Origin of the sequence: Crocosphaera chwakensis CCY0110 (genome assembly GCF_000169335.1) — a bacterium.
GTDB classification, from domain to species: Bacteria; Cyanobacteriota; Cyanobacteriia; order Cyanobacteriales; family Microcystaceae; genus Crocosphaera; species Crocosphaera chwakensis.
Genome location: NZ_AAXW01000014.1, coordinates 70,179 through 88,344, shown reverse-complemented (window position 1 = coordinate 88,344; position 18,166 = coordinate 70,179). Strand labels below are relative to the sequence as shown.

20 protein-coding genes and 1 pseudogene are annotated in these 18,166 nt (G+C 35.7%); 11 read left to right on the top strand and 10 right to left on the bottom strand.

The features are described 5' to 3' along the window. The first annotated feature begins 217 nt into the window (after positions 1 to 217). A complete protein-coding gene (locus CY0110_RS11280; RefSeq protein WP_035799192.1) occupies positions 218 to 478 on the top strand; it encodes a TIGR02450 family Trp-rich protein in 261 nt (86 codons plus the stop codon). A 6-nt stretch (positions 479 to 484) separates the two neighbouring features. Here the strand turns inward: CY0110_RS11280 and CY0110_RS31375 are convergent, their stop codons facing one another. Genes CY0110_RS31375 through lpxD form a run of 3 tightly spaced genes read right to left on the bottom strand, consistent with a single transcriptional unit; the run spans position 485 to position 1,949 of the window. Continuing rightward, on the bottom strand, positions 485 to 619 hold the full coding sequence (locus tag CY0110_RS31375; RefSeq protein ID WP_008275556.1) for a ribonuclease HepT family protein: 135 nt from the start codon (positions 617 to 619) through the stop codon (positions 485 to 487). Further along, positions 616 to 906: a nucleotidyltransferase family protein gene (locus tag CY0110_RS11275; protein ID WP_008275555.1), complete on the bottom strand. Its 291-nt coding sequence runs from the start codon at positions 904 to 906 to the stop codon at positions 616 to 618. Before CY0110_RS11275 ends, CY0110_RS31375 begins: the two co-directional genes overlap by 4 nt. Next, positions 906 to 1,949 (bottom strand): UDP-3-O-(3-hydroxymyristoyl)glucosamine N-acyltransferase, encoded by a 1,044-nt coding sequence (lpxD, locus tag CY0110_RS11270; protein WP_008275553.1) that lies wholly within the window; start codon positions 1,947 to 1,949, stop codon positions 906 to 908. Before lpxD ends, CY0110_RS11275 begins: the two co-directional genes overlap by 1 nt. A 392-nt stretch (positions 1,950 to 2,341) precedes the next feature. Between lpxD and CY0110_RS27955 the strand changes: the two genes are divergently transcribed. Beyond that, positions 2,342 to 4,387 carry a serine/threonine protein kinase gene (locus CY0110_RS27955; protein ID WP_008275552.1) on the top strand — a complete coding sequence of 682 codons (2,046 nt, stop codon included), beginning with the start codon at positions 2,342 to 2,344 and terminating at the stop codon, positions 4,385 to 4,387. A gap of 14 nt (positions 4,388 to 4,401) precedes the next feature. Here CY0110_RS27955 and tsaB read toward each other — a convergent pair whose 3' ends face one another. Next, positions 4,402 to 5,043: a tRNA (adenosine(37)-N6)-threonylcarbamoyltransferase complex dimerization subunit type 1 TsaB gene (gene tsaB, locus CY0110_RS11260; RefSeq protein ID WP_008275551.1), complete on the bottom strand. Its 642-nt coding sequence runs from the start codon at positions 5,041 to 5,043 to the stop codon at positions 4,402 to 4,404. A 447-nt stretch (positions 5,044 to 5,490) separates the two neighbouring features. On the opposite strand from tsaB, the gene CY0110_RS11255 reads away from it, so the two are divergent. Both CY0110_RS11255 and CY0110_RS11250 read left to right on the top strand, forming a co-directional pair. After that, positions 5,491 to 6,759, top strand: coding sequence for an aspartate aminotransferase family protein (locus tag CY0110_RS11255; protein WP_008275550.1), 1,269 nt, complete (start codon positions 5,491 to 5,493; stop codon positions 6,757 to 6,759). A gap of 75 nt (positions 6,760 to 6,834) precedes the next feature. After that, complete coding sequence (locus tag CY0110_RS11250; protein ID WP_008275549.1) at positions 6,835 to 7,173, top strand: DUF4870 domain-containing protein; 339 nt, start codon at positions 6,835 to 6,837, stop codon at positions 7,171 to 7,173. Positions 7,174 to 7,182: 9 nt separating this feature from the next. Here CY0110_RS11250 and pta read toward each other — a convergent pair whose 3' ends face one another. Then, a complete protein-coding gene (pta, locus tag CY0110_RS11245; RefSeq protein ID WP_008275548.1) occupies positions 7,183 to 9,279 on the bottom strand; it encodes a phosphate acetyltransferase in 2,097 nt (698 codons plus the stop codon). Between the two features lie 52 nt (positions 9,280 to 9,331). Here pta and CY0110_RS30865 point away from each other — a divergent pair, with 52 nt between their 5' ends. Beyond that, positions 9,332 to 9,643, top strand: coding sequence for a PEP-CTERM sorting domain-containing protein (locus CY0110_RS30865; RefSeq protein WP_008275547.1), 312 nt, complete (start codon positions 9,332 to 9,334; stop codon positions 9,641 to 9,643). Positions 9,644 to 9,713: 70 nt separating this feature from the next. On the opposite strand, the gene CY0110_RS11235 is transcribed toward CY0110_RS30865, so the two are convergent. The 5 genes from CY0110_RS11235 to CY0110_RS11215 all read right to left on the bottom strand — a co-directional run bounded on the left by CY0110_RS11235 (position 9,714) and on the right by CY0110_RS11215 (position 13,101). Continuing rightward, on the bottom strand, positions 9,714 to 10,034 hold the full coding sequence (locus CY0110_RS11235; protein WP_008275546.1) for a pepsin/retropepsin-like aspartic protease family protein: 321 nt from the start codon (positions 10,032 to 10,034) through the stop codon (positions 9,714 to 9,716). Positions 10,035 to 10,097: 63 nt separating this feature from the next. Beyond that, positions 10,098 to 10,616: a DUF433 domain-containing protein gene (locus CY0110_RS11230; protein WP_008275545.1), complete on the bottom strand. Its 519-nt coding sequence runs from the start codon at positions 10,614 to 10,616 to the stop codon at positions 10,098 to 10,100. Positions 10,617 to 10,709: 93 nt separating this feature from the next. Beyond that, positions 10,710 to 11,324 carry a DUF938 domain-containing protein gene (locus CY0110_RS11225; protein WP_008275544.1) on the bottom strand — a complete coding sequence of 205 codons (615 nt, stop codon included), beginning with the start codon at positions 11,322 to 11,324 and terminating at the stop codon, positions 10,710 to 10,712. A 42-nt stretch (positions 11,325 to 11,366) separates the two neighbouring features. Further along, positions 11,367 to 11,810 carry a hypothetical protein gene (locus CY0110_RS11220; protein ID WP_008275543.1) on the bottom strand — a complete coding sequence of 148 codons (444 nt, stop codon included), beginning with the start codon at positions 11,808 to 11,810 and terminating at the stop codon, positions 11,367 to 11,369. A 79-nt stretch (positions 11,811 to 11,889) separates the two neighbouring features. After that, positions 11,890 to 13,101, bottom strand: coding sequence for a methionine gamma-lyase family protein (locus tag CY0110_RS11215; RefSeq protein ID WP_008275542.1), 1,212 nt, complete (start codon positions 13,099 to 13,101; stop codon positions 11,890 to 11,892). A gap of 239 nt (positions 13,102 to 13,340) precedes the next feature. On the opposite strand from CY0110_RS11215, the gene CY0110_RS11210 reads away from it, so the two are divergent. The 6 genes and pseudogenes from CY0110_RS11210 to CY0110_RS11185 form a co-directional block, all read left to right on the top strand. Next, on the top strand, positions 13,341 to 14,165 hold the full coding sequence (locus tag CY0110_RS11210; RefSeq protein WP_008275541.1) for an acyl-CoA desaturase: 825 nt from the start codon (positions 13,341 to 13,343) through the stop codon (positions 14,163 to 14,165). Positions 14,166 to 14,492: 327 nt separating this feature from the next. After that, a complete protein-coding gene (locus tag CY0110_RS11205) occupies positions 14,493 to 14,777 on the top strand; it encodes an RNA recognition motif domain-containing protein (RefSeq protein WP_008275540.1) in 285 nt (94 codons plus the stop codon). A gap of 96 nt (positions 14,778 to 14,873) precedes the next feature. Next, positions 14,874 to 15,194, top strand: a complete 321-nt coding sequence (locus CY0110_RS11200; RefSeq protein WP_008275539.1) for a pentapeptide repeat-containing protein — start codon at positions 14,874 to 14,876, stop codon at positions 15,192 to 15,194. 27 nt (positions 15,195 to 15,221) lie between these two features. Continuing rightward, positions 15,222 to 15,410 carry a 30S ribosomal protein S21 gene (rpsU, locus tag CY0110_RS11195; RefSeq protein WP_008275538.1) on the top strand — a complete coding sequence of 63 codons (189 nt, stop codon included), beginning with the start codon at positions 15,222 to 15,224 and terminating at the stop codon, positions 15,408 to 15,410. Positions 15,411 to 15,574: 164 nt separating this feature from the next. After that, on the top strand, positions 15,575 to 16,651 hold the full coding sequence (dcm, locus tag CY0110_RS11190; protein WP_008275537.1) for a DNA (cytosine-5-)-methyltransferase: 1,077 nt from the start codon (positions 15,575 to 15,577) through the stop codon (positions 16,649 to 16,651). Between the two features lie 324 nt (positions 16,652 to 16,975). Further along, positions 16,976 to 17,659: pseudogene (locus CY0110_RS11185) on the top strand (GTP-binding protein); the annotation flags it as partial. Positions 17,660 to 18,166 lie beyond the last annotated feature (507 nt).

The following is an 18,166-nucleotide window of genomic DNA, read 5'->3' as shown; positions in this document are numbered from 1 at the left end:
AGAAGCTAAAAGTTATGAAGTCATTGATTGTCGACTCCAGGTTGGGATTTTAACCTACTGATCGATGACACAAGGGATTACTCCTATTCTGTTTTAGAAGTATGTTGAGAGGAGGATGTTCCCTATTTAGCGAGTTATGAGTGATCAGTTATTAACTCATCTTGAGTTAAACTAATAATAAGTAATGGAACAAGATGATTATTTACTTATTAAGAAAATGGCCAAAAAACAAAAATTTCCTCACTTATTAGGATCAAAATGGACAGCAAAACAAAAAACATGGGGGTGGCGACATTTTCAAGTAATTAACCGAAAAAATCAAGGAAGATTTATTTTTGCAGAAATGGTCGCTTCTTGTGATGAGACGGTTCGTTTTTGGATCAATGCACAACAATTTAAAGATCGTTCTTTGTGGCAACCAGGATGGCAAACTTTAGAAGAAATGAATCAACCAGAAGAAGAATTTGAAATTCTTTAGATAAAATTATTCTAAATAGCAAATGACTCTATCTTGAATTAATAAGGAGGTGTAAAAAGTTTCCTTTCCTTCATAAGTATAAGATTCAATGCGTTCAATTCTGTCTAAAATGTCAATCAAATAAATATGATCATCATTCACAAAGGAATGGCCTCCTTAATGATTTTTTCTTTAAAATAGTCTCGCAAACTCTTAATCGTTGCTACATCAACTTTATAACCCAGATAATCTTCTAAGTCTTGAATTAAGGCAATTCTATCTAATAAATTTCTTCCTGATTCCATTTCTACTAAAAAATCAATATCACTATCTTGTGTTTCTTCTCCTCTAGCAACAGAACCAAAAATATGAATATTAAATGCACCATGTTGAGCAGCAATTTTAAGAATGTTTTCCCGTTTTTCTTGAAGTATTTGCTTTAATTTCATTACTCTTCTAATTTTTTCTGTAACCGTTTCAATGTTTGGTACATCTCAGGAAGCTTCTTATAAATAGCAGATGCTTTTAAATATAACTTATTAGGAACAGCAGGACTACTCGAAACAATTTCCCCTGCAGCCACATCGTTAGGAATACCTGTTTGTGCTGTAGCGATCGCTCCATCTCCGATTTTAGCTTGGTTAGCCACACCCACTTGCCCCGCTAATATTACCCGTTTACCCAAGGTAACACCACCAGCTAAGCCAACTTGAGAGGCCATGACGCAATTTTCTCCAATTTGACAATTATGGGCAATATGCACTAAATTATCCAGCTTAGTATTACGGCCAATGCGAGTGGTTCCCACCGCAGGGCGATCAACTGCACTATTACAACCGATTTCCACCCCATCCTCTAAGATGACATAACCGGACTGTTCCATCTTAAACCAACCTTCGGGGGTAGGCACAAAGCCAAACCCTTCGGCCCCAATAACGGCCCCACTGTGAATCACACAATCGTTGCCAATTTGGGCCCGTTCGTGAATGGTACAATTAGCGTGGAGTAAGGTGCGATCGCCGATCACCACTTGAGGATAAATAACCACATTTCCCTGAATACAAGCATTATCCCCAATTTTAACCCCCTGTTGAATGATGACATGAGGGCCAATATAAACATCGTTTCCAAGGGTAACACTGGGATCAATAACGGCGGTTTCGTGAATACCAGGGGAAGGTTTAAAGGGGATATAAAAAAGTCTGATGGCGTGAGCAAAAGTTAAACGGGGTTCTGGGGTGGATAACCAAGCAAGACCTTTTTTGGTCGCTTCTTGCTGTAACCCCTCGTCACAGGGCAAAATCAAAGCACTGGCTGCCGTTTGGGACACCATAGTAGCAAACTTAGCACCTTCAATATAACTTAACTGTTGGATTTGAGCTTCGTTAACGGACGCAACCCCTGTAATTTCAGGGTTATTATTTTCATTAGCGGTTAAACTGTGTTCACTGACTAAAGGTTCCAGTTTTTCAACGATTTCTTGAAATTTCATTTTTATAGGAATAATTTATAAAGTTATGAATACTTAGACGTAGCCAAGAGTTATACTGTTGCGCGATCGCTATTTTAGTAGATTTTATCCCTAACCACACAGTTAAAAACCTGTGTATCAAGAACAGTATTTTTTAAAGGTAGAAAACCCCAACAATATTACCTTAGCAAGTAGTTGGGGTCGTTCATTTTTCCAATAGTTAAAATAATATTGTATTATCATCTTACCGACTTTTTTGATTACTATTCTTAATCATCAACTTTCTAATTAATTCTTAATCATCAACTTTCTAATTAATTCTTAATCATCAACTTTCTAATTATCAGTTGTTATTAAAATGCAAAAAATGGGAATAATACACACAAGATAGATTGCTGTAGGGTAGTAAACAGATGAGTGCTAATCTTCCTAACTTCACCGAATATGGTTACGAATTAATTAAAGTAATAGGACGGAACCGACAAGGAGGACGAGTCACTTATTTAGCCAAAGATATTAACCGTGAATGTCAAGTTATCATTAAACATTTTCAGTTTATTTCAGAAGTCAACCCTTGGTGGGGTTTAGAAACGTTAGAACAAGAAATTGAACTACTACAACAACTCAATCATCCGAGGATTCCCCGTTATCTAAACTCATTTAATTGTCCACAAGGCATCGGTTTAGTTCTTGAATATATCGAAGCAGAGTCCTTATCAAAAATCGGTTATCTTCACCCTATTCAAATCAAAACTATCGCTATTTCATTATTAGAAATTCTTGTCTATCTGCAACAACAAATTCCTCCTATTATTCACCGAGATATTAAACCTGATAATATTTTAATTGATGATCAATTTAATGGTTATTTAATCGATCTCGGTTTTGGAAGAGTAGGAATAGAAGAAGTTTCAGGGAGTAGTACCGTTAAAGGAACTCTCGGTTTTATGCCACCAGAACAACTATCAGGAAAATTAACAAAAGCGTCTGATCTCTATAGTTTAGGGGTGACACTTTTTTGTCAAATGAAAGGTTTATCTTCAACAGAAATGCCTAAATATTTAGATCATAGCGGTTCTTTGGATCTTGGTAGTTTAGAAACTCAAGTCAGTGAAAGTTTTATTGCTTGGTTATCCCGAATGGTACAACCCAACCCAAGCGATCGCTTTTCGGACGCAACAACGGCATTAAGAGATTTATTATCTATTACGATGCTTCCTCCTGCATCTGTGACTAAATCGTTCCAAAAACCCCTTAAAACCTCTCTAAAACCTTTTTTGACTAATCGAGGGAAAACCATTGGACTATGCACTATTATCGGTTTAACCGTCGGAGTCAGTTGGGGATGGATTCATCAAGCTTTAGCATTAGGATTAATACTAGGGTTGATCTTAGGGTCAGGACTGAGTTTAATTTTCACTTATCACCGTTCTTACTCTGGTTTTCTCGGTATTCCTCCCCTTTCTTGTCTATTTGGGGTAATTTTAACCGCTTTGGCCACAGGTTTAATTATTAACCCTGCTTTAATTATCAATGGTTCTCAATATTCTAAAGTTGATTTATGGAACCCCAGAGATTATAAAGTAGCAGAAGGGACAGGGTTTACATTGTATAGCGATCACCCAAATTCTCAAAAAGATCAGCAATTACAGGAATTTTTAAATCAATTTCGCACTGAAGTTAATCGTTATTTATTTGATCCGGGTTCTCCCAGTTGTTCGACGGAAGTGCATTTTTTCAGAGAAGATAAAAACTATTATGCTGCTGCAAATTATTTTGGACTCAATACAGACTATGGCTTTTTAGTCCGTCCCTTGGTTCGTTCTCCTTTAGTTATTATGAGAGAAGATTCAGGACTGGGAACCCTCACCCATCAGATGATGTATCATTATTTAGGCTGTTCTTATCCTGAAGGAATTCCTGGATGGGCCGCACAAGGGGCCGGAAGTTTTGTAGAGAAATTTCTCGCTTTCGAGGAAGAAGGAAAGGTTAATTTTAGTTGGGGTTATCGTAGTAATTGGCGAGATGTTGAGTTACGACAAAGATTAGATAATATTGATTTTAAAACCGCTTTAATTGAACGTAATGATCAAAGTTTATTTCGTTCTTTGTTTTTATTTTTACATCATCAACAAAAATTAGTTCCTTTATTAAATCGTCTTCACGGTGCAAAAAATGATGGTATTTTGCAACTAGAAACTTTATTCAAAGAACCGATTGAAGAGATTGAAAAAGAGTGGCGAGAATGGATGAATACAGAGGCGTTAAACTTGCCAATGGTGCAAGCATCTTTTATGAGTTCTCCTCAAGAAACCAAGTTGATTAAACCCTATTTAAGAAAATATTGGACTTGGAATCAAAAAAAAGAAATATGGTTAAAACAAAATATTAATTCTCCTGATGTAATTCCTTATTTACAGGGTATTTTACAAAATAGAAATCCTTATTTATTTAAGTAATAGCTGATTACTGTTTAATACACCGTAGACATTCCATAAAAAGGAATAATGTCTGACCAATGGGGACGCTTTCCCTGTTGCCATTGATAATAGGCTAATTCTAAAATACTACTGGCTGTCAGACCTAATTTTGATGGAGTTATTAAAGGTAGACAAGAAAGGGTTAAATCTTGTAAAGTTTTCTCCCAGTCTTCAGGCATCATCACTGTATCATTTAAAATAATATCTAAGCCATTTTCTTGTTTATTTTTACAATAAATTCCTCCATAAAATTGTCCTCTTGAGGCTTTCATCTTTACAAAAATCGGCTCATTAATTGTGTATCTTTTTTGATGAAACCAAGCAAAAGCAGCTAAACTCGAAATACCAAACAAAGGAAGATTTAACTGTTGCGCTAAGGTACGGGCTGTGACCATACCAATGCGATTACTGGTAAAACTGCCAGGTCCTGTTGCCACAGCAATAAACTGAAAAGCTTGCCAGCTTTTCGGTTCAATAAACTCTTGTAAATATTGATGTAAGTAATTAGATAATTGTCGATCTAAATCCCAAGTTTTAGTATAAGCTTCCGTGGCAAAATCACTTAAGCTTAGTCCCAATTGTGAACTGGTGGTATGTAATCCTAAACCATAAATAGGATCAGTTAAGGGGTTCATAAAGAAGAAATTAACGAGACACTTATAAGATTATAAACCATTGTCGTTTAACAAAATTATGCAGACTTTTATCGGGACTTGATAATAAAAATTTTTTCCACATTGTATTTCTGAGTCAGTAACAATCATTGTTTTATAAGGATCTGAAATGGTGGTAAAAGGTTAGTTGTCTTTTTCTTTAGCGACCGCAACAAATTGAAACCGATTAGCTTCTAAAATGTCAAAGTTATGGTCACTTATTTAAAATAAGTGTTTATGCTCTTTTTTAAAAGACTCTATATTCAGTAAATAGTATTCCCAAAACAAAACTCAATAATTTTCGTGATAAATAATTTATAATTAGATAATGATCAAATCTGAGAAAAATCTAAACAAAATCTAACTTTGCTCTCCAGATTGATTACAATTGCCTAAGCGAGCGTAACGGGACTTTTTCAGGAGCCAATCGTGACCCATACTACCCTAACAGACAACTCCGCCAAAACCTTTGACCCACAACACTTTGATAACTATGTGATGCACACCTATGGACGGTTTCCCATCGCCATTGAACGGGGAGAAGGATGTCGTCTTTGGGATACCAAGGGCAAAGAATATCTCGATTTTGTGGCTGGTATTGCGACTTGTACCCTCGGCCATGGTCATCCTGCTTTAGTCAAAACCGTCAGCGAGCAAATTCAGTCCCTTCATCACGTCTCTAATTTATACTACATTCCCCAACAAGGAGAACTAGCACAATGGATAATCGAGCATTCTTGTGCTGATAAGGTATTTTTCTGTAATTCTGGGGCAGAAGCCAACGAAGCAGCCATCAAACTCATTCGTAAGTATGCCCATACGGTTCTCGATTTTTTAGAAGAACCCGTTATTTTAACGGCTAAAGCCAGTTTTCACGGACGGACTTTAGCTACCATTACCGCTACCGGTCAACCCAAATATCAACAGGATTTTGAACCGTTGATGCCAGGGTTTGCTTATGTTCCCTACAACGATATTAAAGCGATAGAACACGCGATCGCAGACATGGATGAAGGGAACCGTCGGGTTGCTGCCATTATGTTAGAACCCCTCCAAGGAGAAGGAGGCGTAAGACCAGGAGAAATTGACTATTTCCTCCGTTTAAGAAAGATTTGTGATGAAAATAATATCCTCTTGGTATTTGATGAGGTACAAGTGGGAGTCGGACGCAGTGGCAAACTTTGGGGTTATGAAAATCTAGGAATTGAACCCGATATCTTCACCAGTGCTAAAGGGTTAGCAGGAGGGGTTCCCATCGGTGCAATGATGTGTAAAGAGTTTTGTAATGTTTTGACCCCTGGAACCCACGCTAGTACCTTTGGAGGCAACCCCTTAGCTTGTTCAGCAGCCTTGACGGTGTTAAACACCATCGAAAAAGAGGATCTCTTACAAAATGTACAGGCCAGAGGAGAACAGTTACGCACTCGCTTACGGGCGATCGCACAAAAAGATCCCACTCTATTTACAGATGTTAGAGGATGGGGATTAATTAATGGTATGGAAATTAATGAAGAAATGTCCATTACTTCTATTGATATTGTTAAAGCGGGTATGGAAGAAGGATTATTATTAGCCCCGGCAGGACCGAAGGTATTACGTTTTGTTCCCCCTTTAATTGTTACAGAAGACGAAATTAATCAAGCTGCTGATCTCTTAGAAAAAGCGATTACTAAGGTTTGTGCTGCTACTGTTAACTAAAAGAGCAACAAGAGTGCGTTATTTTTTAGCGGACTCTTGTTATCATATCGGTGAGCAAAGAAGAGGATTATTAATATGAATGATGAGATTACAAAACGAAAATTATTAGATGCGATCTCTCACGGTTCAATTTTTTTGAGTGCCACTTTTGTTTCTATTGGGATTCCCATTGCTATCTTTTTTATATCCAATGATGAAATAGTTCAAAACAATGCAAAAGAGGCTTTGAATTTTCACTTGAACATTTGGGTGTATGGTATTATTTTTGGAATTTTAACCGTTGTTATCATCGGTTGGCCGTTATTAGGTATTCTGGGTATTGTTACTTTAGTGATGCCTATTCTTGCTATTATCAAGGTACTGAGTAATCCTAATGAAGTGTATCGTTATCCCTTTATTTTTAGAGTTTTGTAAGCCATTCATTTAATTATTACTTGCTTGAATGGCTGTAATAACTACCGTATTAATAATATCTTCTACAGTACAACCCCGACTTAAATCATTAACGGGTTTTTTTAACCCTTGTAAAATTGGACCAATGGCGATCGCTCCGGTTTCTCTTTGCACAGCTTTATAAGTGTTATTTCCAGTATTTAAGTCAGGAAAGACAAACACTGTTGCAAGTCCCGCCACTTCCGAATCTGGCATTTTTTGTGCTGCAACGGTCTTATCTACCGCAGCATCATACTGTATCGGCCCTTCAAATAAAAGGTCTTGACGGCGTTTTTTAGCCAACATGGTGGCTTGTTTGACTCGTTCGACATCTTCTCCTGTTCCTGACTCTCCTGACGAATAAGATAACAAAGCAACTCTAGGAAAAATGCCGAAAGTTTGAGCGGTTTCCGCCGAAATAATGGCAATTTCTGCTAATTGTTCTGCGGTAGGATTGGCATTAATGGCACAGTCTCCGTACACTAAAACTTTTTCGGGTAAACACATAAAAAAGACCGAGGAAACTAACTGATATTTAGGTTTAGTTTTAATGATTTGTAATGCAGGTCTTATGGTGTTTCCTGTGGTATGAATTGCCCCTGATACCATACCATCTGCATCCCCTGAATATACCATCATTGTCCCAAAATAAGACACATCCATAAGCATATCTTTTGCATTTTCTAGGGTTATCCCTTTATGTTTTCTAAGCGCATATAAGGTTGTAATATAATCATCTAACTTAGGAGAATTCAAAGGATTAATAATATTGAGGCTATTAATATCTAATTGAATACCATAACTTTGTATAGTTCGTTCGATACGGTTTTTTTCTCCCAATACTGTAATATCAACGATATCTTGAGATAAAAGGGTAGCCACTGCTTTGAGAATACGGGGATCTTTTCCTTCTGGTAAAACAATATGACGTTTATTTAATTTTGCCTTTTGAATTAAATTATAAGTGAACATCTTAGGCGTTATTCCCTCAACTTCTATTTTATTAATTAGATGTTCTAACATGACAAGATTAACAGATTGATCAAACACTTCAATACTCCAATTAATCTTTTCAATATCCCCTGCTTTTAAAGAACTATAAACCGTTTGTAATCGAGAAGCAGTAGGATAAGTATAAGTATCAACCCAAAGGATAGGTAAGGCATCATTTAATCCCCCAATTAATCGACTAATTGACGGTTCTAATTCACACTCAGTTGTCAAAAGTATGCCAGCTAAATTCGGGTAATTCATTGATTGATGCGCTTGCAATGCACCAATAATAACGTCCCCTCTATCTGATGGAGTTACCACTAAATCATTATCCTCTAATTGAGTAATTGCGTGCTGCATTTGCATGGCAGCAATGAGATAATTAAACACCAAATTATTTAAGCGTTTTTCGCCATATAAAACCTTGGCTTTTAACTGTTCTGCTACTTCTTTCATTCTGGGACTATTTAACTTTTTATCATAGGGAATAACTGAAAATAAATAGTTATTTTTACTATAGGTTTGTTGTAAATAGTTGTTTAAAAAATTAATATCTGAATGGGCAACTTTATTAATAATAATGCCTAAGATTTTACAATGTTTTTCTCGATAGGAATCAGCCACAATTTTAAGAGAAACACTAATTTCTTTGACAGATTTTTGATGACCGTTACCCAAAATTAATAAAGAACACCCTAATGTTTTGGCGATGGCCACATTAATATCAAAAGCAAAGGCAGAATTTTCCCCGACATAATCAGAATTTTCACAAACAATAAAATCACAATTTTCTGCTAATTTCTTATATTTTCTAATAATCTTATCTAAAATCTCATCTAATTTTTCTTTTTCCATCAGATGATTCACTTCAGCATAATGTAGACCGAAAGAATCCTCATAGGTTTGAGATAATTTAAAATAAGATAGAATGAGGTCAATATGTTTATCGGGTTTATTATCAATGGAATCTTGAATAATGGGTCTAAAAAATCCCACTTTTGTCGTTTTTCTAAGAATTAATTCAATAATTCCCAAAGCAATTAAAGACTTACCACTTCTCGGTTCGACGGTGCTTATATAAATAGAATTGGTCATAAGTTATACATTACCCTAACACTAAAAATAACATCTCTGTATTAACATACAAGTGTTAATTAAAACTTCGAGGAATGATTATGAGTTTAATAAAACTTATGATATTACTGGCAAAACTCGCTCAAATATGGGATGGCAAAATCAATCATGGCAGTTTGTAGCAGATAGTTTATCTACTGACATAAAATTTTATAGTAATCATCCAGTTAATACTGCAGGTTGGGGAATGACATTGGATAATGTATCTGTTAATGCAGTCCCAGAACCTTTAACCATTTTAGGTGCAGGTTCTGCTATCGGTTTTGGTGTAAGTTTTAAGCGGAAGTTAGCTAATAGAAAAAATAAAACTAAAACCAATAGTTAATCATTGAAATGAGGTAGAGACGTTTTATGAAACGTCTCTACCGTAAGGTTTTTAGGCTAATAATAAATTTTTATTCAATCAAAAATCTTTTCGTTTTTCCATCAAAAGTAATACGGTAACGATTTAAAAAATTTCGTCCCAGAATAATTAACCCATCGGTATCACTATGAGGACAAGCATAAACCTTAATTTTAGCAAAGTCACTATGATTAAAACTTATTTCTACTCGATAAAGAACCACAATAATTTTCTGTTTTCCTACTCCATAAATAACCGAAGCATTTCTACCTCGAATTAGCTTAACTGCTTGTAGTTGGGAAATAATTGAAAAAGGAACTAAAGTACAGTCCGAACCCGTATCAAGAACCCCTTGACTTAGTATTAATGCCATAGATTCTGATTGTCTAATTTGTAAGCTTATTAAGGGAATTGATGGGGAATTAGGAACTTTCCTTCAAACATGATCAGATTTCTTTACTTTCTCAATAAACATAGGTTTTAGTCCATATTTTTTTTCGACTAAATCTAGTAATTTTTCTTCATCTGCATGATATTCTAATACTTTTCCTTCTTCAAAATATACATAATAATTTTCATATTCTAATAAAAGTTTAGGAAGCATTTTGTCAAATAATTCTCCTTGATGTTGTAGATATTCATAGGTGGCTAAATCAGGATAAAGATTTTTAGCTATTTGTTGATTAGTTGCTTCTTTTTGTTTTTGCAGTAGTTTTTGTACTTCGGAAATATGATCATAATAATAAGCTAATGCACTAAAAATCAATGCAGGATCTAAATGTTCCCATTTTTTGATAACAGCATCAACAGATTGATTAAGTCGATAATAATCTTCAATTAAATAGGTTAAAGGAATTTTAGTGCCTTCAATTATCAACATTTTTTTGTCTTGGCTTTCTATCTCTTCTATGTGAGGATAAAATGAAGCAGATAATTCTTTAGTTGATTTACCCATAATTTATTATTTCTAACTTGTTATTAACTAATTATAACCGATCATTAGTTTGGGTTGAGGGATGAACCCCAAAAATCCTATTATACTTATCAATTATTTCTTCTCAAAAATAACGGATAAATTATTAGCTGGCATTTCAAGCTTTTTTTTAAAGATCAATCCTTTTTCTTCAGCAACTTTGATAACATCTTCTAAATTTCTAACGCCCCATTCTGGGTTTTGACTCCGTAAAGATTGATCAAAAGATTGGTTACTGAGTGCAGTATGTTTTCCTCCTTGTTTATAGGGTCCGTATAAATATAAAATCCCTTTTGATGGTAATATTCGTTTTGCTCCTTCCATCAGTCCTAAACAAGCTGACCAAGGAGAAATATGAATCATATTAATATTAACTATTGTGGTAATATTTAGCTGTTGTTCTTCTATTCCCCACCTTGAACTAGCTGCATTAATGTTCAAAGGAGATTGAATACTATCAATTAAACTCTCTTGTTTCCATGCTTCAATACTATTTCTTGCTGTGGGATTGGGATCAGAAGGTATCCATTGACGGGGACTAAAAGCAGGGGCAAAAAATAAAGAATGTTCTCCCGTTCCACTGGCAATTTCTAGTATATTTCCTGATGAAGGAAGAACCCTCAATAAGACTTCTAAAATGTATTCTCTATTCCGTTGTGTTGCTGGTGCATATTGTTTTAAATTATTCATAGTTTTTAAGGTTTCTAGTTAACTATCTTAGGATAAATAAAACTACTCGTCATTATCTAATAATCCAACCTTAGCCATAGAACACATCATATTATATTCCTCGGCAAATTGATGTATCCATTGTCCCATTTGTTTATTTTCGTCTTTACCACTTAACCAAGTAATGGTTAAAAGACTAATACTACCATCTTCAGTGGGTTCGCAAGTAAATTGTAAAGCATCGGTAGGAATGTCCGATAAATTTTCTTGACAATTCCAATTTTTTGATTCAATAATGGATGACCAAATTTGATCATCTTTGGCCTCTACTACAATATTATCGTCTTGATTATTACAAGTCCAAGTCATCATTTGGGCTGAATCATTGGAAAGATCATCTATATTTTTAATTTGAGGATCGTCTATTGTTTGAGCAAATAGATTTAAACTTAAATTCAATAAACTAATACAAGTTAAAGTAAAAATAGCTCCTTTGATTTTTATCATTATTTTATCTCTAATTAAGAGTAAGATTAAAGTAACAACATTATTATAATTAAATCTTGAAACAAATATCATTAGATAATTATAAAATAGCTTCGATAGCTGCTTCTAACGCCAAAGAAATATGAGTCCAGTGAGTTCCTCCTTGACAGAAAACAAGATAGGGTTCTCTGAGTGGTCCATCGGCAGAAAATTCCGAGGTACTCCCATCAATAAAGGTTCCTCCAGCCATCACTAATTGACTTTCATAACCTGGCATTTCTGCTGGTACTGGATCTAGATAAGAACCCACAGGAGAATAGGTTTGAATCGCTCGACAAAATGCCCTTAATTTTTCAGAAGAGCCTAACTTAATCCCCTGAATAATATCTCGACGAGGAACCATCGGTAAGGGCTTTACTTCGTAGCCTAATTTATCGAAAACATAAGCAATTAAATGACTTCCTTTTATAGCTTCTCCCACCATTTGTGGAGCTAAAAATAAGCCTTGAAATAATAAACGATTTTGATCTAAAGTTGCCCCACCTTCTGTACCAATACCAGGAGAAGTTAAACGACAAGCTGCTGCTTCTACTAATAGTTTTTGTCCTGCAATATAGCCTCCTGTCGTAACAATTGTTCCCCCTAAATTTTTGATCAAAGAACCCGCCATTAAATCAGCCCCCACTGCGGTTGGTTCTAAGGTTTCTACCAATTCACCATAGCAATTGTCCACAAAACATACTGTGTTAGGATTTTGTGCTTTGACAATTTTAATAATTTCTTTAATATCTGCAATAGATAAACTTGAACGCCAAGAATAACCACAAGAACGCTGAATTAACACCAATCTTGTTTCTGGTTTAATCGCGGTTTTTAACCCTTCCCAGTCAATAGATCCCTCTTCAGTTAGGTCTAATTGCCGGTAATTAATGTTAAACTCTGTTAATGAGCCTTGGCCACTGCCCCGTAAACCGATGACCTCTTCGAGGGTGTCGTAAGGCGCACCAGCCACTGCTAACATTTCGTCTCCTGGACGAAGCACCCCAAACAAAGCACAAGCGATCGCATGAGTTCCTGATACAAACTGTATGCGGACTATGGCCGCTTCTGCTTCCATAATCTCAGCCAAAATCTTATCCAGGGTTTCTCGTCCGAGATCATCATGACCATAACCACTCACACTAGCAAAATGATGAACTCCCAGACGATGATTGCTAAAGGCTGCTAAGGTTTTCTTGAGATTTTGCTTGACCTTATGGTCAATTTCCGAAAAAATCGGAACTAGGGCGTTTTCTGCCTCATTTATAAGCATTAAACTGTCCAATTGTCAACCCCAAACTTTAATCTTGTCGATAGTGACTCATTTAAAACAATGACAAAGTTACTTTTGTCCCATTTATTTATACCAAATAAAGGCTTACATAAGTCATTTAATTGGGAATTTAATTCGGAATTAAATATTAAAATATTAAAATCTTTGTCAGCTAAAAACAGTTAACACTATCGTCGAGTATAATAAAGATTTGATTACGTTTATATACAGGTTATTACATGACTGTTGCCACATCTCAAAAACTCCCCTATGACTGGACAATTATCATTTATATGGCATCGATTCATCTCATTGCCTTACTCGCATTTTTGCCGAGTAATTTTAGTTGGCAAGCCCTAGGGGTTGCCTTCTTTCTATATTGGGTCACAGGGGCGTTAGGAATTACTTTAGGCTTTCATCGGTTGGTGTCCCATCGAAGTTTTCAAGCACCAAAATTGTTAGAATATCTGTTAGTTTTCCTCGGCACATTAGCCTGTCAAGGTGGCCCTATTCAATGGGTTGGTTTACACCGTATTCATCATAAATATTCTGATACTGAACCTGATCCCCATGATTCTAACCGAGGGTTTTGGTGGAGTCATCTAGGATGGATGTTACATCATATTCCTGCGGATAATGATGTACCTCGTTATACTCAAGATATTAAAGACGATCCCTTTTATAATTTTTGTCAAAATTTCATGGTTCCCATTCAACTTGGCTTAGGTTTAATTCTTTATTTCTTAGGTGGATGGCCTTTTGTTATTTGGGGAATTTTTGTCCGGTTAGTTATGGTATTTCACTTCACTTGGTTTGTTAATAGTGCTACCCACAAATTCGGTTATCAAAGTCATGAATCTAACGATAACTCTCGTAACTGTTGGTGGGTTGCTTTACTAACCTTTGGTGAAGGATGGCACAATAATCACCATGCTTATCAATATTCTGCCCGTCATGGGTTAGCTTGGTGGGAAATCGATATTACTTGGATGACAATTAAAATATTGGAATTTGTAGGACTTGCCAAAAACGTCAAGTTAGCCCCTGTTTCAGATAATAAATAATTTTTACGTTTGGGTAAAATCGATAAGCCTTCTCTGTTGTTGATGAGAAGGTTTTTTGATCATCAGTAGAAAACTACAATAATAGTCCTTACAACTCACTCAACATTACTCATTTGAATAATCGCCTCGTTGTATGCTAAGATCAAAAAGTATATGCTTTCAATAAAGAGTACAATTAAGCTTCCTAGTTCCCCCTACAATATTTTGATAAATCATGTTACGATTATGCCATAAGAATTATTTTCCTTAAGTTGTTTTGTCAATTTTTATTTACAAAAGCATCTGAGTGAATTTAACTCTCTACACTACTCACTTTAGAGCATTTTTATGTCAATTTATGTCGGCAATTTATCCTACGATGTCACTCAAGTAGACCTAGAACAAGTGTTTGCAGAATATGGCACCGTTAAAAGGGTACAAATTCCTAGCGATCGTGAAACCGGAAAATCGAGAGGATTCGGTTTCGTAGAAATGGGGACAGAAACAGAAGAAACTGCAGCTATTGAAGCATTAGATGGGGCTGAGTGGATGGGGCGAGCCTTAAAAGTTAACAAAGCTAGACCTAGAGAAAATCGCAAATCGTCTGGTGGGGGTTCGACTCGTCGCTATTAAAGCTATCCGTCTTGTTGAACAGCGCACTGCGAAGCGGATCTCTTCGAGATCGCAATTCTTTCTAAACCCTTTTAACTTATTAATTGAGAATAACACATGATGAATATTAAAGAACTTTTAAGTCGCTACAATGCAGGGCAAAGAGACTTTAGAAATATAATCCTAATTGCAGCTAATCTCAGAAATGTCAATCTAAGTGGGGTTAATCTCAGTGGGGCTGATCTCAGAGGGGTCAATTTGACTAGAGCCAATCTCAGCTATGCTAATTTAACGAATGTTCGTTTGCAAGGGGCTGATTTAACTGAAACAAATCTGACTGCAGCCAACCTAACTGATGTTGATCTCGATGGGATAGATACCAGTAAAACCTATTTATCAAGAGCCATTTTTCAGCCATCAAAAGTTGCTGTTAAGTAATCACTAATTAAGGAGATAAACTCAAACATGACTCAAATTATTCGCGGAGAAAATGAAGGCATAGAATCAGCCTTACGTCGCTTCAAACGCCAAGTCAGTAAAGCCGGCATTTTTTATGATATGAAGAAAAATCGGCATTTTGAAACTCCCATCGAAAAACGCAAACGTAAAGCGATCGCTAAACAAAGACAACGCAAAAGAAGTTATCGTAAATAAATAAATATCCAGACAACAGTAGGGGTCAACGGTTGTTGACCTCTATTCTATTTTTAGGGTTTATAATACTTGATTTAGAGTAGAAAAATAATAAAAAATTAGATAGGATTAATAGTCGTATCATTAACTCTAGATCATAATTGTACTTCATGACTGTGAAAACAATGAATAATCAACGTACTTTAATCAAAAGTACAACTGACAGTTATATGCCTGAGTTACTAGAACGAATTAATATTACTTATTCTCGAAAAAATTATAACAAGATAAAGAAAAATACAATTAAAATAATCGACTTATTTGCTGGAATAGGAGGAATGAGAATGGGATTTTCTCGTTCTTATAGTCAATGTGTCTTTTCTTCTGAATGGGATAAATATGCACAACAAACCTATCAATTTAACTTCGGAGAAAAGCCATTTGGAGACATTAATAAAATTAATCCTCAAGATATACCTGATCATGATATTCTCATCGGGGGATTTCCTTGTCAACCCTTTAGTACCATTGGTAAACGGGAAGGGTTTCGTCATGAAACCCAAGGTAACTTATTTTATAATATTGCTCAAATTTTAGAAGCAAAAAAACCTTTTTGTTTTCTCTTAGAAAATGTTCCAGGTTTAGTTAATCATGATAAAGTACAAACCTTTAATATTATTTTGAAAACCCTAGATAGTTTAAATTATGATGTTAGATACAGTATTTTAGATGCTGCTTTATTTAATTTACCCCAAGTAAGAGAGAGAATATATATAGTTGGATTTTGTCGAGACTATCTCAAAGAAAGAGTTGAGTTTAATTTTCCAGTAGGTAGAAAAAATAATGTTTTTATTGACCAATTTATTGAAACAAATGTAGAAGGTTATTCTATTAGTAAACATCTACAAAAAACCTATTTATTCAAAAAAGATGACGGAAGACCTCAAATTGTTGATCAAAACTCAAAAGTAAAAGTCAAAACCTTTGTTTCTACCTATCACAAAATCCAACGATTAACAGGGACATTTGTTAGAGATGGAGAAACAGGATTAAGATTACTTTCAGAAAATGAATGTAAAGCGATCATGGGGTTGCCTAAAGACTTTCAATTTCCAGTTTCTAGAACCCAAATGTATCGACAAATTGGTAATTCTGTCGCTATTCCTGTTATTCATGAAATTGCTGAAAAAATTTATGATGTAATTAAACAACAGGCAAGAGGCAATGGAAAAGAAACAAGATATCCCATAAGTCATTTCTGATTCTTATGTATTTCATTTAACTCAAAAAAAATAGTCAACTTTCTAACACAAAATTCTAATATGATCTCTGTTTTGTAGCATTAATTAATGATTATTCTTTTTTCTTAATCAAATTTCTCAGTTATTTTAAAAGTCATTGCAAGATGTCTTCTAGCATACCTAAACAACGTTAAACTCGCTACATTGAAATTAGATACAAAACAATGTGAGTTCAATTTTCTGTTATCGCTTAACACTCACAAGATGGGGAGAAAAACAGATAAATAGCGTTTACTCTCAACCTGCCTGTGTTGAGTTAGAAAATTAGCTCCAAGGAGGTGTTTTATGAACGAAAAAGTCCTCGGCAATGTGCGTAATGTGGCTATTGTAGGCCCTTATTCAAGTGGTAAAACCACTCTACTCGAAAGCCTATTATCCGTTAGCGGTGCTATTACCCGAAAAGGTAGCATTAAAGATGGTAACACCATTAGCGATAGTTCTCCCGAAGCCAGAGACAGACAAATGAGTGTGGAGGTTTCCGCTACGAGTACCACCCACAAAAACATTGAATTTACCTTTTTAGACTGTCCCGGTTCCATAGAATTTGCCCAAGAAACCTATAATGCTTTAGTGGGTGCCGGTGCTGCGATCGTGGTTTGTGAACCGGAAATTGATCGCCTGTTGACCCTTGCACCCTTGTTAAAATTCCTTGATGACTGGGAAATACCCCATATCATCTATATCAACAAGATGGATCGCTTCAAAGACAGCTTTATGGACGTACTCCACGCCCTCAAAGATGTGTCTACCCGTCCTGTTGTCCCCCAACAATATCCCATCCGTCAAGACAGAGAACTGATCGGCTATATTGATTTAATCACTGAACAAGCTTATCATTATCATTCTGGTAGTTCGGCTGACCCCGTTCCCCTTCCCGAACACCTCAAAGCAGAAGAACACGCAGCGCGTCAAGAAATGTTAGAAGTTTTAGCCGACTTTGACGATCATTTGTTAGAAGAATTAATCGAAGGTGCGGTACGTTAGGTAGAAACCGAGAAATCGGAAGGATTACCTGCAAGGTTGAAACAGAACCTTGACAACTTATTAACCATATTGGTGAAAGTCCAATCATCCCAGTTACGGGGGTTGAAAGCGCATCCTTATCTGAGACGAATGGTCATCAAATCGGGTAAAGCAGGATGAAATATCCAATAAGTTTAAGTCCATAAACGACCTTGGGTTAGCAGTTTAGCCATGAGTAACGAAAGTGAACCTCTATCAGAACCATCGTTAGTTCTAAGCAGCCAAACGGACTGACAGGCTGTAAACAAAATGTTAACGAGCCAAAAGGAAAAGTAATCGGCGATGACTTTTCAAAATGTACTTCAAGTCTTCGATGTGAAGTATTCGTAACCAACAAGGCTCCGGTGGATAAGAGGACTCTAAAGCTGAATAAATGGTTAATAGGAACGTAATAAACCTTGTCTTTGCTCTTAGAAAATAGGTCGAAATTCTAAGTAGTTACCAGCGTAAGCA